General features: G+C 73.0%; 14 protein-coding genes. 4 read left to right on the top strand and 10 right to left on the bottom strand.

Features of this window, described 5'->3' with window-relative positions; all coding sequences use genetic code 11:
• Positions 1-143 precede the first annotated feature (143 nt).
• The 3 genes from ACFV3I_RS15050 to ACFV3I_RS15040 all read left to right on the top strand — a co-directional run bounded on the left by ACFV3I_RS15050 (position 144) and on the right by ACFV3I_RS15040 (position 1,765).
• Positions 144-368: a DUF2795 domain-containing protein gene (locus tag ACFV3I_RS15050; protein WP_136034658.1), complete on the top strand. Its 225-nt coding sequence runs from the start codon at positions 144-146 to the stop codon at positions 366-368.
• An 82-nt stretch (positions 369-450) separates the two neighbouring features.
• Positions 451-1,488 carry an LLM class flavin-dependent oxidoreductase gene (locus tag ACFV3I_RS15045; protein WP_247982217.1) on the top strand — a complete coding sequence of 346 codons (1,038 nt, stop codon included), beginning with the start codon at positions 451-453 and terminating at the stop codon, positions 1,486-1,488.
• Positions 1,489-1,558: 70 nt separating this feature from the next.
• Entirely contained in the window at positions 1,559-1,765 is a 207-nt protein-coding gene (locus ACFV3I_RS15040; RefSeq protein WP_136035692.1) for a methyltransferase, read from the top strand.
• A 79-nt stretch (positions 1,766-1,844) separates the two neighbouring features.
• Here the strand turns inward: ACFV3I_RS15040 and pheA are convergent, their stop codons facing one another.
• Positions 1,845-2,795 carry a prephenate dehydratase gene (gene pheA / locus ACFV3I_RS15035; RefSeq protein WP_136034649.1) on the bottom strand — a complete coding sequence of 317 codons (951 nt, stop codon included), beginning with the start codon at positions 2,793-2,795 and terminating at the stop codon, positions 1,845-1,847.
• Between the two features lie 77 nt (positions 2,796-2,872).
• On the opposite strand from pheA, the gene pgm reads away from it, so the two are divergent.
• Positions 2,873-4,516 carry a phosphoglucomutase (alpha-D-glucose-1,6-bisphosphate-dependent) gene (pgm, locus tag ACFV3I_RS15030; protein WP_136034647.1) on the top strand — a complete coding sequence of 548 codons (1,644 nt, stop codon included), beginning with the start codon at positions 2,873-2,875 and terminating at the stop codon, positions 4,514-4,516.
• A gap of 93 nt (positions 4,517-4,609) precedes the next feature.
• Here the strand turns inward: pgm and ACFV3I_RS15025 are convergent, their stop codons facing one another.
• The 9 genes from ACFV3I_RS15025 to ACFV3I_RS14985 form a co-directional block, all read right to left on the bottom strand.
• On the bottom strand, positions 4,610-5,428 hold the full coding sequence (locus ACFV3I_RS15025; protein ID WP_136045508.1) for an ABC transporter ATP-binding protein: 819 nt from the start codon (positions 5,426-5,428) through the stop codon (positions 4,610-4,612).
• 11 nt (positions 5,429-5,439) lie between these two features.
• A complete protein-coding gene (locus ACFV3I_RS15020; RefSeq protein WP_247637776.1) occupies positions 5,440-6,474 on the bottom strand; it encodes an ABC transporter substrate-binding protein in 1,035 nt (344 codons plus the stop codon).
• 30 nt (positions 6,475-6,504) lie between these two features.
• Positions 6,505-7,356, bottom strand: a complete 852-nt coding sequence (locus ACFV3I_RS15015) for an ABC transporter permease (RefSeq protein WP_136034641.1) — start codon at positions 7,354-7,356, stop codon at positions 6,505-6,507.
• A 141-nt stretch (positions 7,357-7,497) separates the two neighbouring features.
• On the bottom strand, positions 7,498-8,601 hold the full coding sequence (locus tag ACFV3I_RS15010; RefSeq protein WP_378823438.1) for a glycerate kinase: 1,104 nt from the start codon (positions 8,599-8,601) through the stop codon (positions 7,498-7,500).
• Complete coding sequence (locus ACFV3I_RS15005) at positions 8,598-9,662, bottom strand: LacI family DNA-binding transcriptional regulator (RefSeq protein WP_247637778.1); 1,065 nt, start codon at positions 9,660-9,662, stop codon at positions 8,598-8,600. Before ACFV3I_RS15005 ends, ACFV3I_RS15010 begins: the two co-directional genes overlap by 4 nt.
• A gap of 43 nt (positions 9,663-9,705) precedes the next feature.
• Entirely contained in the window at positions 9,706-10,470 is a 765-nt protein-coding gene (locus tag ACFV3I_RS15000) for a sugar phosphate isomerase/epimerase family protein (protein ID WP_378802821.1), read from the bottom strand.
• Between the two features lie 60 nt (positions 10,471-10,530).
• On the bottom strand, positions 10,531-11,403 hold the full coding sequence (locus ACFV3I_RS14995) for a sugar phosphate isomerase/epimerase family protein (protein WP_206252664.1): 873 nt from the start codon (positions 11,401-11,403) through the stop codon (positions 10,531-10,533).
• Positions 11,400-12,611, bottom strand: coding sequence for a DUF993 family protein (locus ACFV3I_RS14990; RefSeq protein ID WP_378823436.1), 1,212 nt, complete (start codon positions 12,609-12,611; stop codon positions 11,400-11,402). Before ACFV3I_RS14990 ends, ACFV3I_RS14995 begins: the two co-directional genes overlap by 4 nt.
• Positions 12,608-13,777 carry a Gfo/Idh/MocA family protein gene (locus ACFV3I_RS14985; RefSeq protein WP_136034629.1) on the bottom strand — a complete coding sequence of 390 codons (1,170 nt, stop codon included), beginning with the start codon at positions 13,775-13,777 and terminating at the stop codon, positions 12,608-12,610. Before ACFV3I_RS14985 ends, ACFV3I_RS14990 begins: the two co-directional genes overlap by 4 nt.
• Positions 13,778-13,899 lie beyond the last annotated feature (122 nt).

The raw sequence follows: 13,899 nt of genomic DNA, 5'->3' as shown, positions 1-13,899 counted from the left end.
AGGGGTAGCGCAAACCGGCGAAAGGTTGTTGGGGGGTCCGGGGAGAAGCGCAAGGCCGTGGACGCCGGACCCGCGGGGGGGGGGCACACCCGCCCCCCCCCTGCCCCCCCTCCCCTTTCCTCCTCCCCGTAGAAAGGACGACCATGGCCCTCTCCCCCACCCTCGATCGCTTCCTCGCCGGCATGGAGTACCCGGCGACGCGCGACGACCTGCTGCGCGAGGCCACCCGCGACGGACTCGACGCCGACGACCGTGCCGTGCTGCGCACCCTCCCCGAGCAGAGCTACAGCGCCGCCTGGCACATCCGCTACCGCCTGGCCCGCGCCGCGCTCCGCGAGTCGCTGACCCCCGCCGCCCGGGCCGCCTGAGCCCGCACCCGCGCGGTCGCGTCACGGACGCACCGGTGCGAGGCCGGGAATGCGCGCGCGACGTCTCGGGTTGCATCCGGGGATGAACGACGTCGCCCTCTCCGTCCTCGACCTCGTGCCGGTCCGCTCCGGCCAGACCAGCGCCGAGGCCATCGCCGCCTCCCTCTCGCTCGCCGAGACCGCCGACCGACTCGGCTACCGCCGCTACTGGTTCGCGGAGCACCACAACATGCCCGCGGTGGCCTCGACCACGCCCCCGGTGCTGATCGCCGCGGCGGCCGCGCGCACCCGGCGGCTGCGCCTGGGCTCGGGTGGCGTGATGCTGCCGAACCACGCACCCCTCATCGTCGCCGAGCAGTTCGCGGCGCTCGAGGCCATCGCGCCGGGACGCATCGACCTCGGTCTCGGCCGCGCGCCCGGCAGCGACCCCGTCATCACGCAGCTGCTGCGCGGCAGCGGCACCACCAGCGACGTCGAGCAGTTCCCGCGTCACGTGCAGGACATCGCGGCGCTCTTCTCCGCCGACGGTGCCACGGTGCGCTTCACGTCGGGCGGCGAGTACACCGTGCGGGCCACCCCCGCCGCGACCGGCGTGCCCGAGGTGTGGCTGCTCGGGTCGAGCGACTACTCCGCGCAGCTCGCCGCCTCGCACGGGCTGCCCTACGTGTTCGCCAACCACTTCTCCGGCCAGGGGCTGGAGCGGGCGCTCGACCTGTACCGCACGAACTACCGCCCCAGCGAGGAGCACCCGGAGCCGCGCACGTTCCTCACCGTCAACGCGGTCGCCGCCCCCACCGCGGACGAGGCCGAGCAGCGCGCCCTCCCCCAGCTGCGGATGATGGCCCGGCTGCGGCTCAACCAGCCCCTGGTGGCGCTGGAGACCGTGGAGCAGGCACTCGCCGCGACCTCCGACGCCGCGACCGACCAGGTCGTGCAGGCCGCCCGGTCGCGGTGGTTCGTCGGCACGGGCGAGTCCGTCGCCGCAGAGGTGCGGGCCTTCGCCACGCAGCACGGCGTGGACGAGGTCATGCTCTCGCCCGTCGCCGGAGCGTTCGAGGCCGAGCCCGCCGACACCTCGCCCGGACGCACGCAGACGCTCGAGCTCATCGCGACCGCCTGAACCCGGCGCGAGGGGCTGGCCCCGACCGACTCCGAGGCGTAGCCTCAGCGGCAGAGAGAGGGGTTCGACGATGAGCACCAGGACACTCGCACTGTGGGTCGCCTACGGCCCGAACGGCGTGGTCGGCAGCATCCGCCATGACGACGAGGGGTACGCGGTCACGATGGCCGGGGCGGACGCCGTGGCCGGGACCTACCCGAGCCTCGCGTCGGCGAAGGGGGCACTGCATGCGCGCATGGCTCCCGGCAGCGCGTGGCCGCTGTTCCAGGAGCACTGACCACCGCGACCGTCGCTCGAGACGCGCCGGGGCCCTCGGTCCCGGCACGTGCTCGAGCCCCGAAGCCCGGGGACGGGTGTCAGGACTCGGGCTCGCCGGAGAGGATGCCGCGCAGCCAGTCGCGTGCCTCGATGAACACGTCGTCGGAGTAGCGGTCGGGGTACTGCACGATCTGCCGGTCGGCACGCGGGTACGACCCGAGGAACACCACGCGCGGGCTGAAGCGGCGGATGCCGAGCAGGGCGTCGGCCATGCGCTCGTGCTCGATGTGACCGTCGGCGTCGATCACAAAGCGGTAGCGGCCGAGCTCGTCGCCGATCGGGCGGGACTCGATGAGCGAGAGGTTGATGCCGCGGGTGGAGAACTGCTCCAGCATCTCCAGCAGCGAGCCGGGGTGGTCGTGGGGCAGCTCCACGATGAGGGAGGTCTTGTCGGCCCCGGTCGGCTCCGGGGAGCGCGTCGTGCGGGTGACCAGCACGAAGCGCGTGACGGCGGCCGCGTTGTCGCCGATGCCCTCTGCGAGCACGTCCACGTCGTAGTGCTGCACGATGCCGGGGGCCGCGATCGCCGCCTGGGCGGGCAGCGAACCGTCGAGCACGCCGATCGCCGAGGCCACGTTGCTCGCCGCCGGCACGTGTGAGTGCCGCGGCAGGTGCTCGCCGAGCCAGCCGTGGCACTGCGCGTACGCCACGGGGTGCGCCGCGATCACCTCCACCTGGTCGAGCGTGGTGCCGCGCGGGGCGACCAGGACGAAGTTGACCCGCACCAGGTACTCGCCGATGATGCGCAGCCCGGGGAGCGTCGCCAACGCGTCCTGCGTGGTGGAGACGCCGCCCTCGATCGAGTTCTCGATCGCGATCATCGCGGCGTCGCTGCGGCCCTCCAGCACGTCGTCGAGCGCCTCGCCGACGTTGTGCACGGGACGCCACACCTGCCCCCTGGCCTCCGCCACCTGGTCGAGTGCCGCCTCAGTGAAGGTTCCGGCTGGTCCGAGATAGCTGTAGGTGCGGCGATCGGTCACGGCGTTCAGCCTAGCCCTCGCTCGCGCACCGGCCTCCCGGATGTCAAGCGGATGCGCGCATCCGGATCACGGGGCAGACTGAGAGGATGAGCAGTCGTGCCGGCCTCCCCGCGGAGGAAAGTGACCTGATCGACGTCGACGAGCTGATCGCCGCCTACTACGACCGCGTGCCCGACCCGACGGTCCCGGCCGAACGGGTCGTGTTCGGCACCAGCGGCCACCGCGGCTCCTCGCTGACGAAGAGCTTCAACGAGAACCACATCCTCGCCACGACGCAGGCGATCGTCGACTACCGCGCCGCGCAGGGCATCACCGGGCCGCTGTTCCTCGGCCGCGACACGCACGCCCTGTCGCTGCCCGCCGAGCGCAGCGCGATCGAGGTGCTGCTCGCGAACGGCGTGGACGTGCGCGTCGACGCCCGCGACTCCTGGGTGCCGACGCCCGCCCTGAGCCACGCGATCCTCACGTACAACAGGGGTCGCGCGACCGACGACCCCGGCCGGGCCGACGGCATCGTGGTCACCCCGTCGCACAACCCGCCCCGCGACGGCGGCTTCAAGTACAACCCGCCGCACGGTGGTCCCGCCGACACCGACGCCACGGGCTGGATCGCCGACCGCGCGAACCAGCTCATCGCCGACGGCCTCACCGAGGTGAAGCGCGAGCGGTTCGCCGACGTCGACTGGGACGCGATCACCGGGTACGACTTCCGCGACGCGTACGTGCGCGACCTGCCGTCGATCATCGACCTCGACGCGATCCGCAGCGCGGGCGTGCGCATCGGGGCCGACCCCCTCGGCGGGGCGTCGGTGGAGTACTGGGCGCTGATCGCCGAGATGCACGACCTCGACCTCGACGTGGTGAACCCCGAGGTCGACCCGACCTGGCGTTTCATGACCCTCGACTGGGACGAGAAGATCCGGATGGATCCGTCGTCTCCGTCGGCGATGGCGTCCCTGGTCGCCCGCAAGGGCGACTACGACGTGCTCACCGGGAACGACGCCGATGCCGACCGGCACGGCATCGTGACCCCGGATGCGGGGCTCATGAACCCCAACCACTACCTCGCCGTCGCGATCGACTACCTCTTCTCCCACCGCGAGCAGTGGCCGCGCGACGCCGCAGTCGGCAAGACCCTCGTGTCGTCAATGATCATCGACCGGGTGGCGGAGTCGCTGGGCCGCCGCCTGCTGGAGGTGCCGGTCGGGTTCAAGTGGTTCGTGCCCGGGCTGCTCGACGGCACGGTCGCGTTCGGCGGCGAGGAGTCGGCCGGTGCGTCGTTCCTGCGCCGCGACGGCTCCGTGTGGTCGACCGACAAGGACGGCATCCTGCTGTGCCTGCTCGCGGCGGAGATCATCGCGGTCACGGGCAAGACCCCGTCGGAGCGCTACGCCGAGCTGGAGCAGGCGTTCGGCGCCTCGGCGTATCAGCGCGTCGACGCCCCCGCGACGCCGGAGCAGAAGGCCACGCTGGGCAAGCTGGCGCCGGAGTCGGTCACCGCGACCACGCTGGCCGGCGAGGACATCACGGCGAAGCTGTCGCACGCCCCCGGCAACGGTGCGGCGATCGGCGGGCTCAAGGTGCAGACCGAGCACGCGTGGTTCGCCGCCCGCCCGTCGGGCACGGAAGACGTCTACAAGCTCTACGCCGAGAGCCTGCGCGGCCCGGAGCACCTCGCCGAGGTGCAGGAGGAGGCCCGCGCCGTGGTGTCCGCCGCCCTCGGCGACTGACACCCGGGCGACCCCGGCGGGATCGGAACGACCCCGGAGCGGGTGGGGACGTTCGCGATCCCGCACAGGGGTGGGACCGGAGGCCGGGGCGGTTCAGTCCGCGTCGGTGGAGGAGCCGAGCAGCTCGCGCACGCGACTCGACACCCGGTGGAACTCCGGCGTCTCCAGTACCTCGGCGTACCCGCGGCGGGCCGGGAGGTCGACCCGGTGCTCCTCCAGGATCCGGCCGGGACGCGGACTCATCACGATGACGCGGCTCGCGAGGTAGACCGCCTCGGCGACCGAGTGCGTCACGAGCAGGACGGTGGTCCCGGTGGCGCTCCAGATGCGGTTCAGCTCCACGTTCATGCGCTCGCGCGTCAGGGCGTCGAGGGCACCGAACGGCTCATCCATGAGCAGCACCCGCGGCTCGTGCAGCAGCGCGCGGCACAGCGAGACGCGCTGCTGCATCCCGCCCGAGAGCTCGTGCGGCAGCGACTTCTCGAAGCCGGTGAGACCGGTCATCTCGATGAGCTCGTCGGCACGGGCCTGGGCCTTGCGCATGTCCATCCCGCGCATCTCGGCCTGGAGGAGGATGTTGCCGCGGACGCTGCGCCATTCGAGGAGCGCCGCGCGCTGGAAGACGTACCCGATGTCCTGCCGGGGACCGCGGACCTCGTCCCCGCGGAGGCGGATGCTGCCGCGGCTGGGAGCGGTGAGTCCTGCCACGGCTTTGAGCAGCGTCGACTTGCCGCATCCGGACGGGCCGGCGATGGAGAGGAACTCGCCCTCCTCCACGCGCAGGTCGACCCCCTCGAGCGCGGTGACCTGACGGCGCTTGGAGGCGAACGTGATCGCCAGGTCGGAGACCTCCAGCGCGGGGCCGGTGGGCGTGGCCGCCGTGGCGCGCGCCTGCTGATCGTGGGTGAGCATGAGATCCGACCTCACTTCCCGGGGGTGAACGCGTCGTCGTAGTAGGTCTCGACGTCACCGTCGCCGGAGATGAGGCCCGCCTTCGACAGCACCTCGAGCGTGGCCTCCCAGTCCTCGGCGGCATTCGCTCCGGGAGCCTGGCCCTCGGTGGCGTCGGTGTGCAGCAGCTCGATGGTCTCCTCCCACTGGTGCAGCAGCACCTTCTGGGCCGGCATCTGCGGGTCCTTGCCCTCCATCGCGGCGACCGCGGCCTCCGGGTCCTCCTGCGCGGCCTCGAACGCCTCCGAGGTCGCGGCGACCAGCGCCTCGACGAGTTCCGGGTCGTTCTCGATCGTGTCGTTCGGGGCGATGAGGCCGTTGCTGAAGAAGTTCAGCCCCGCGTCGGAGTAGCGCAGGTACTCGACGTCCTTGCCGCTCTTGTCGGCGATGGTCGGTCCCTGGTCGTGGGCGAACCCGATGAGCCCGTCCACCTGGCCGGAGAGCATCGCGGCGATCTTGCCCGCGGCGTCGAGGTTCTGCTGGGTCACGTCGCCCTCGTCGAGCCCGACCGCCTCGAGGTACATCGGGAACGTCGTGGTCGGAGCGTCGCCGGCGGAGACCGCGATGGTCTTGCCCTTCAGGTCCTCCGGGCCGGAGATGCCGGAGTCAGCGAAGACCTGCACGGCCGACGGCGTCGTCTGGAGGAAGACGCCGACGCTCTTGATCCCGACGCCCTTGTCGATGTTCGCGAGGACGGCGGGGGTGTCGGCCCAGCCGAAGTCGACCTGGCCCTGTCCCACGGCCTGGGCGGTCTTGGTCGAGCCCTGCCCCGCCTTGATCGTGAGGTCGATCCCGTGCTCCTCGAAGATGCCCTGGTCGACCCCGTAGTAGAACGCGGCGTGCTCGCCGTAGGGGTACCAGTTGAGCATGAGCGTGACCGGGGTGAGCGCGTCGGCGTCGTCGCCGCCCTCGCCCGCCGGGGCCGAGGAGCCGCCGCACCCGGAGAGGGCGAGCACCGCCGCGGACGCGAGGGCGATGGAGCTGAGGATGGTGCCTGACTTCTTCATCAGTGCCTTCTTTCGTGGGTGCGAGGGGGGTCAGAGTCGGACGGTGGCCGCGGCGACGTCGCGCTTGGACGCGTGCCACGGGATGAGGAAGCGCTCGGCGACCTGGATGATGCCGAAGAGGATCACGCCGAGAAGCGACATGATGATCAGCGCCGCGAAGAGCATCGCGGTGTCGAGGTTGCCGTTGGCCTGCAGGATGACGTAGCCGAGCCCCTCGTTCGCGCCGACGAACTCGCCGACCACCGCGCCGGTCACCGCGAGCGTGGCGGCGACCTTCAGTCCGGACAGGAGCTCGGGAAGAGCGGCGGGCAGCCGCACCTTGAGGAAGGTCTTGAAGCGGCTCGCTCCCATGGTCGACGTGAGCTGGAGGATCTCGGGATCGACGGTGCGCAGACCTGCGAGGCCCGAGATGACGACGGGGAAGAACGCCATGAGCACGGCGACGAGGATCTTGGGCTCGGCGCCGAACCCGAGCCACACGACGAACAGCGGCGCGATCGCGATCTTCGGGATGACCTGGGCGAACAGGATCACCGGGTAGAGCGTCTGCTCCAGACCGCGGGAGTAGACCATGAGCACCGCCACGAGGACGCCGACGACGACCGCGATGACGAATCCGATCACGGTCTCGTAGGTCGTGACCCAGGTGTTCTGCGCCAGGTAGGCCGCGTTGTCGGTGAAGGCCGCCCAGGTGTCGGCGGGCGACGGGATGATGAACGCCGGCACCCACCCGAGGCTCGTCGAGACCCACCACAGGGCGATGACCGCGAGCACGAAGACGAGCGGGTGCCAGTGGCGGCTCCACCAGCGGACGATGCCCGCGGGCTCGGGTCGGTCGGCGGCCAGCGCCAGGGTCATGGTCGCGTTGGGGGCAGACGACATGTGGTCCTCGACATCTTCGTGAAGGATTCGGGAAAGCGCATTCCCGAGCGGTGTTGCGAGTCTATGCCGCCGGTTCCCTCGTGTCAACGCGCGCGGTTCGTCGAGGCGCGCGGGCTCGGGGATCCCCGACGGGCACGCGGGTCACCGGGAGCGCGCGAGGGCGGCGCCGGCGACGCGGAGCCAGCGGGCGGGGTCCTCGAGGGCGCTCTCCCCCGAGCCGGCGAGGACCGTGAGGGAGACGGTCGCGGCGAAGATCCCGACGTCGGCGTCGGGCGTGATGCGCCCCGCCGCGAGCAGGGGGCGTGCGCCCGCCGCGGCCGCCATCCCCGCGAGGAACGACGGCACCTTCCCGTCGCCGGACTGGCCGTCGTACGACCCCTCGCCCGTGACCACCACGTCGGCGCCCCGGACGGCGTCGGCGAGGCCGATGAGCTCCGCCACCTCGGCAGCCCCCGGGGCGAGGACAGCACCCCAGCGCACGAGGGCCGCCCCGGTGCCGCCCGCCGCTCCGGCGCCCTGGTGCTCCGCGTCCACGTCCAGCAGCGACGCGAGCCGGGCGAGCGCCGCGTCGACACGGGAGATGTCGCCCGGATCGGCCAGGCCCTTCTGCGGACCGAAGACCGCCGCGGCGCCGCGTGCGCCCGTGAGCGGATTCGTCACATCGGTGAGCACCCGCACCTCGGGGGCCGCCCGCAGGCCGTCGAGGTCGACGGCCGCGACGTCGTCCAGGCCCCGGGCTCCGGGCGCGACCGGGCGTCCCGCGCCGTCGAGGAAGCGGGCGCCCAGAGCGGTGAGCATGCCGATGCCGCCGTCGGTCGACGCGCTGGAGCCGATGCCGAGCACCAGCCGCGAGACGCCGTGGTCGAGCGCGGCGACGATGGCCTGCCCGAAGCCCGTGGTGTCCGCGTCCCACGGACGCGGTGCGGCGAGCAGCTCGATGCCCGACGTGGAGGCGATGTCGACCACTCCGGTGCCGTGCGGTGCACCGTCGTCGGGCGGCAGGAGGAGCCAGGACGTGTCGTGCGCGTCGCCGGCGGGACCGGTGACGCGCACGGGCATGCGCCGCGCCCCGGGGACGGCCGCCGCGAACGCCGCCACCGTGCCCTCCCCGCCATCGGCCATCGGGCGATGCACGAACTCAGCGCCGGGCTCGACCTCCGCCCACCCCTCGGCGAGTGCCTGCGCCGCCGCAGCCGCGGTGATGCTGCCCTTGAAGCTGTCGGGCGCGAGGACGACCCGGGTCACGCCGCTCCCGGGGTGCTGTCGCGCACGACCACCTCGAGCGCGAGCGGCGGCTGGGTCCAGTCGTCGTCGACGATCGCCCGGAAGGCCTCGTACCCGGCGTCGCTGAGCGGCACCCGGACCGTGGTGAGCGCGGGGGTCACATCCCGGCTGGACGGCACGTCGTCGAAGCCGCACACCGCGATGTCCGCGCCGACCTCGCGCTGCGCCGCACGGATCGCCGCCATCGCACCGATGGCCACCACGTCGCTGATCCCGAACACGACCGTGCCCGTCGGCACGCCCGCATCGAGGGCCGCGGTCATCGCCGCCGCGGCGGACTCGCGTCGGAAGTCGCCGCGGACGGTCTGCGCCACCGCGCCGCCGCCCTCCTCGAAGCCCGCGCGGAACCCGGCGAGGCGGTCGTCCGAGGTGCGCACGCCCTCCGCCGCCCCCACGAGAACGGCCGAGCGGTACCCGAGCTGTGCCACCCGGCGGCCGAGGGCCGTGGCACCGGCGCGGTTGTCGATCTCGACGCGGCGCGCTCCCTCGGCCTCCGCGCCGAAGGCCACGACACGTCCGCCGAGTCGGGTGAACTCCGCGAGCTCTCGGGCCGTCTCGGCCTGACCCTCCTCCTGCGTGCGCGACGCGGCGAGGATGAGGCCCTGCGGCCGCTGCCCGCGCAGAGCCCGCACGATCCGCGCCTCGCGGGCGGGATCGCGCTCCGTGATCGCCACGGTGACGACGAGACCCTGCTCGTCGGCGCCGCGCGCGACGCCCGAGGCGATGAGACCGAAGTAGGGATCGGCGATGTCGGCCACGAGGAGGGCGATCACCGGCGAGCGCCCTCGTGCGGTCGCCTGGGCCGAGACGTTGGCCGTGTAGCCGAGGGTCGCGGCGGCGGCCTCCACCCTCTCGCGGAACGCGGCAGCGACCTTGCGCTCTGACCCGTTGAGCACCCGCGAGGCCGTCGCGAGCGAAACGCCGGCCTCGAGGGCGACGTCGTGCAGGGTGGGCGCCGGACCGCGGGCGTGGCGAGGACGACGCGCGGTCGGCGGCTCCGCCGGGGCGGCTGGCGTGGTCATGCCCAGAGCCTACCGGCGGGCGCCTCGGGCCCCTCGGCCGGGGTCATGCGGGCCGGCCGAGGTAGGCGCGGAGGGCGGCGGCCTCCCCCGCGAGGTGCGCGGGATCGTCGTCCGGGACGAACTCGAGCAGGGCGTCGCGGGGCGGTCGCTCCGCCGCAGCCGCCTCCGCGGCGACGCGCGTCCACAGCGCCTCCCGGGTGCGCAGCGGGTGCCGCTCGGTCCGCGGCCACCAGGAGAACACGTGCACGGCGCTCACGTGGGCGGCGAGCCGCCGGTACTCCTCGAGCGCCTCGGCATCGGGAGCCCCGACCGTCGGCTGCCAGTAGCTCGACAGCGCCGGATGGCCGACCTCGGCGAGCACCCGGAGGGCGGCCTCGGCCGTGTCGGCGAGGGTGCCGGAGTGGAACTCGAGGGCGAGCCCGATCCCGCGGGCGGCCGCCTCGACCGCGGCGGCGCGGAGGCGCGTGACCACCTCGGCGCGCTCGCGAGGCGTCGCCGCGGCGGCTCCGGTCGAGCCCGCCCACACGCGCACACGGTCGGCCCCGAGCGCGGCGGCGCTGTCGAGCACGGCCGTGAGAGGCTCGGCCGACCCCGCACGGAAGTACGACCCGTAGGACGCGACCGCGAGCCCGGCGTCGGCCGTGAGCCGCGCCACCTCTTCGGCACGCGCGACATCGCCGGGCGGCACGTGCACGTCACCGCCCCACTCGATCACCTCCAGGCCCGCGGCTGCCGCGAGGGCGACGATCCGGGCGGGCTCGAGCGCGCGGAACGTCACCGAGCACAACCCTGGGCGCATCCCCGTCATGGCCTCATCATCTCAATCCCCCTCGTCGACGGGACCCGGTCACGGTGGCACGACCGGCGGTCATCGCAGGTGCGGGGAGACGGTCGCGGCGAACGACTCGGCCGTGCGCCGGACCACGGCGCGCGGATCGGCGGCCCAGACGTCCGCGCGGAAGATCTCGACCTCGATGTCCCGGTCGTAGCCGGTCGCCCGCACCGCGCGGGTGAGCACGCCGAAGTCGATCACCCCCTCGCCCGGATAGTGCCGCGACAGCAGCGGGTCGGCGGCGAGCGGCGTCTTCCAGTCGCACACCTGGTACGTGGCGATGCGGCCCTCGCGCCCGGCGCGCGCGATCTGATCGAGCACCTGCGGGTCCCACCAGATGTGGAAGGTGTCCACGGCGACCCCCACCACGGCCGGGTCGAAGTCGGCGGCGATGTCGAGCGCCTGTCCGAGCGTCGACACCACGGCGCGGTCCGACGCGTAGAGGGGATGCAGCGGCTCGATCGCCAGGGTCACGCCGGCGCCGCGGGCATCGTCGGCGAGAGCTCCGATCGCGTCACGCACGCGCTCCCTGGCGCCGACGAGGTCGCGCGACCCCTCGGGCAGCCCTCCCGCGACGAGCACCAGGACCGCCGTCGACCCCTCGGCCCCCGCCGCCGCGAGCGTCGCGGTCTCCTCGATCGCCCGCCGGTTGTCGTCGAGCGCGGCCTCGCGCGCGGGGCCTGCCGGGAGCGTGAAGAAGCCGCCCCGGCAGTGCGTGCTAAAACGCAGCCCGGAGTCGGCGAGCATGCGCGCCGCCCCCGCGAGGCCCACGTCCTGCACGGGCTCCCGCCAGAGGCCGATCGCCGGGAGCCCGGCCTCGGCCGTGACCTGCAGCGCCGTGGCGAGGTCGGCGTGCTTGATCGTGGCCTGGTTGAGGGAGAGACGCGGGTCGGGGAACGGGGCGGTCATGCGTCGACGCCGTTCAGCCGGAGGAGGCCGTGCCACCGCTCACGGGCGAGCTCCGGCCGCTCCAGGGCGAGCGCCGCGTTCGCGAGCTCCACGACGCGACTGAGGTGCGGGAGGCTCCGGGCGGAGTGGAGTCCGCCCACCATCTGGAACGCCGGCTGATGGCCGTTGAGCCACGACAGGAAGGCCACGCCCGTCTTGTAGTAGTAGGTCGGCGCGGCGAACACCTGCCGGCTGAGCTCCTCGGTGGGCCCGAGCAGTGCGAGGTAGCGGTCGGGGTCGTCCGCATCCAGCGCCTGGATCGCCGCCGACGCCACGGGGGCGATCGCGGCGAAGGCCCCGAGCAGCGCATCCGAGTGCCCGTGCGAGGCCGGCGTCGCACTGCCGGAGCCCAGGCTGTCGCCGCCGATGAGGCCGACGTAGTGGAAGTCGTCGCCCGTGAACATCCGCACGCCCGCGGGGAGCCGGTCGCGCACCCAGACCTCGGAGTCGGCGTCGAGCAGGCTCATCTTCACCCCGGCGATCGCGTCGGGGTGCTCGGCGATGATGTCGAGCAGCACTCGTGCCGCTTCTTCCCATCCGGCCGAGCCGTCCGCGGCCGCCGTCGGCGCGAAGTACCCGGCCAGCTCGGGGTCGAACGCGGTGCCGAGCCAGTGCAGCACCACGGGCGCGGACGCGCGGGACAGCACATCCCGGTACACGCGGCGGTAGTCGTCGGCGCTCTCGGCCGCCCTGGCGAGGTGTCGCGACGCCATGAGCACCGGCCCCGCTCTCTGCTCCTCGGCGAAGTGCAGCTGCTCGACGTACGCGTCGACGATGCGATCGAGCGGGATGTGCGCGTCGTCGACCTGATCGGTGTTGACCCCGACCACGACCGACCCGCCCTCCTCGCGGGCGACCTCGGCGCTGCGGGCGATGAGCTCGCGCGTCGCGACCGCGTCGAGCCCCATGTTGCGCTGCGCGGTGTCCATCGCATCCGCGACGCCGAGCCCCCACGAGTACACGTTGCGGCGGAACGCGAGCGTCGCGTCCCAGTCGATGTCGGCGGGGCGTCCGGGGGTGTTGTCGGCGTGCGGCTTCGGCACCACGTGGGCCGCCGCGTACGCCACCCGGCTGCGCAGTGGTCCGTCCGGCCGGGTCACGGCGTCGGGCGCACGCAGCTCGACGCCGGAGGTGCGCCCGTCGGCGGCGAGCAGACGGAGGGCGCTCATGCCCGGTCCAGCGTCAGCGGTTCGAGCACGATCTTGCGGCCCTCGGCGCTGGACGCCAGGCCGGCTTCCGCGAACTGCACGCCGCGGGCCCCCGCCAGCAGGTCGAACGGGTAGTCGGTGCCTTCGACGTAGGACACCAGGTACTCCTCCCACTGCTGCCGGAAGCCGTTCTGGAAGACCTGGTTGGCGGGCACCTGCTGCCAGTCGGCGTCGTAGTCGTGGTCGTCCTCCAGGTCGGGGTTCCACACCGGCTTGGGGGTGGCGTTGCGGGGCTGGATCTTCGCGCCGAAGAGCCCGACCACCGCGGAGCCGTGCGTGCCGTCGACCTGGAACTCCACGAGCTCGTCGCGGTTGACGCGGACCGTCCACGAGGAGTTGATCTCGGCGACGACGCCGCCCGCCAGCTCGAAGATGCCGTACGCCGCATCCTCGGCCGTCGCGGTGTAGTGCTCGCCCTTCTCGTCCCAGCGGTCGGCGATGTGCACGGCCGCCTGGGCGTAGACGCTCGTGACCTCGCCGAAGAGGTTCTCGAGCACGTAGTTCCAGTGCGGGAACATGTCGGTGATGATGCCGCCGCCGTCTTCCGTGCGGTAGTTCCAGCTCGGTCGCTGCGCGGGCTGCCAGTCGCCCTCGAACACCCAGTAGCCGAACTCGCCGCGCACCGACAGGATGCGCCCGAAGAATCCGGAGTCGATGAGGCGCTTGAGCTTCTGCAGGCCGGGGAGGTAGAGCTTGTCGTGCACGACGCCGGTCTTCACGCCGGCGTCGCGGGCGAGCCGGGCCAGCTCCAGCGCCTCCTCCAGCGACTCGGCCGTGGGCTTCTCGGTGTAGATCGCCTTGCCCGCGGCGATGGCTTTGCGGATCGCGGAGGCCCTGGCCTTCGTCACGAGGAAGTCGGCGTAGATCTCCCACTGCGGGTCGGCGAGCGCGGCGTCGAGGTCGGTCGTCCAGTCGGCGATGCCGTGGGCCGCGGCGAGTTCCGCCAGCTTGGCCTCGCTGCGGCCCACGAGGATCGGCTTCACGGTGACCCGCGTGCCGTCCGCGAGCTCGATGCCGCCCTGGTCGCGGATCGCGAGGATCGAGCGCACCAGGTGCTGCCGGTACCCCATGCGCCCGGAGACGCCGTTCATGATGATCCCGATCTCGCGGGTCGTGGCCTGTGCCATCTCGGTCCGTTCCTTTCGGTGGAGGGGGATGCGCGGCCCGGATTCGAGGATGCGGGTAAGCGCTTTCCGAGATCATGGCACGAGAACGTCCACCCCGCAACCGCGGCGGACCTCGGGCGCGC

The organism is Microbacterium sp. NPDC059771, assembly GCF_042732495.1.
Classification (GTDB): domain Bacteria; phylum Actinomycetota; class Actinomycetes; order Actinomycetales; family Microbacteriaceae; genus Microbacterium; species Microbacterium sufflavum.
Note: the sequence above shows the minus strand (reverse complement) of the source record. Positions and strands in the feature narration are given on the sequence as shown.

Bases quoted from the DNA above. Each gene is read 5' to 3' on its own strand.
- ACFV3I_RS15050 (WP_136034658.1), top strand. From the start codon at position 144: ATGGCCCTCTCCCCCACCCTCGATCGCTTCCTCGCCGGCATGGAGTAC.
- ACFV3I_RS15045 (WP_247982217.1), top strand. From the start codon at position 451: ATGAACGACGTCGCCCTCTCCGTCCTCGACCTCGTGCCGGTCCGCTCC.
- ACFV3I_RS15040 (WP_136035692.1), top strand. From the start codon at position 1,559: ATGAGCACCAGGACACTCGCACTGTGGGTCGCCTACGGCCCGAACGGC.
- pgm (WP_136034647.1), top strand. From the start codon at position 2,873: ATGAGCAGTCGTGCCGGCCTCCCCGCGGAGGAAAGTGACCTGATCGAC.
- ACFV3I_RS15025 (WP_136045508.1), bottom strand. From the start codon at position 5,428: ATGCTCACCCACGATCAGCAGGCGCGCGCCACGGCGGCCACGCCCACC.
- ACFV3I_RS15020 (WP_247637776.1), bottom strand. From the start codon at position 6,474: ATGAAGAAGTCAGGCACCATCCTCAGCTCCATCGCCCTCGCGTCCGCG.
- ACFV3I_RS15015 (WP_136034641.1), bottom strand. From the start codon at position 7,356: ATGTCGTCTGCCCCCAACGCGACCATGACCCTGGCGCTGGCCGCCGAC.
- ACFV3I_RS15005 (WP_247637778.1), bottom strand. From the start codon at position 9,662: ATGACCACGCCAGCCGCCCCGGCGGAGCCGCCGACCGCGCGTCGTCCT.
- ACFV3I_RS15000 (WP_378802821.1), bottom strand. From the start codon at position 10,470: ATGACGGGGATGCGCCCAGGGTTGTGCTCGGTGACGTTCCGCGCGCTC.
- ACFV3I_RS14995 (WP_206252664.1), bottom strand. From the start codon at position 11,403: ATGACCGCCCCGTTCCCCGACCCGCGTCTCTCCCTCAACCAGGCCACG.
- ACFV3I_RS14990 (WP_378823436.1), bottom strand. From the start codon at position 12,611: ATGAGCGCCCTCCGTCTGCTCGCCGCCGACGGGCGCACCTCCGGCGTC.
- ACFV3I_RS14985 (WP_136034629.1), bottom strand. From the start codon at position 13,777: ATGGCACAGGCCACGACCCGCGAGATCGGGATCATCATGAACGGCGTC.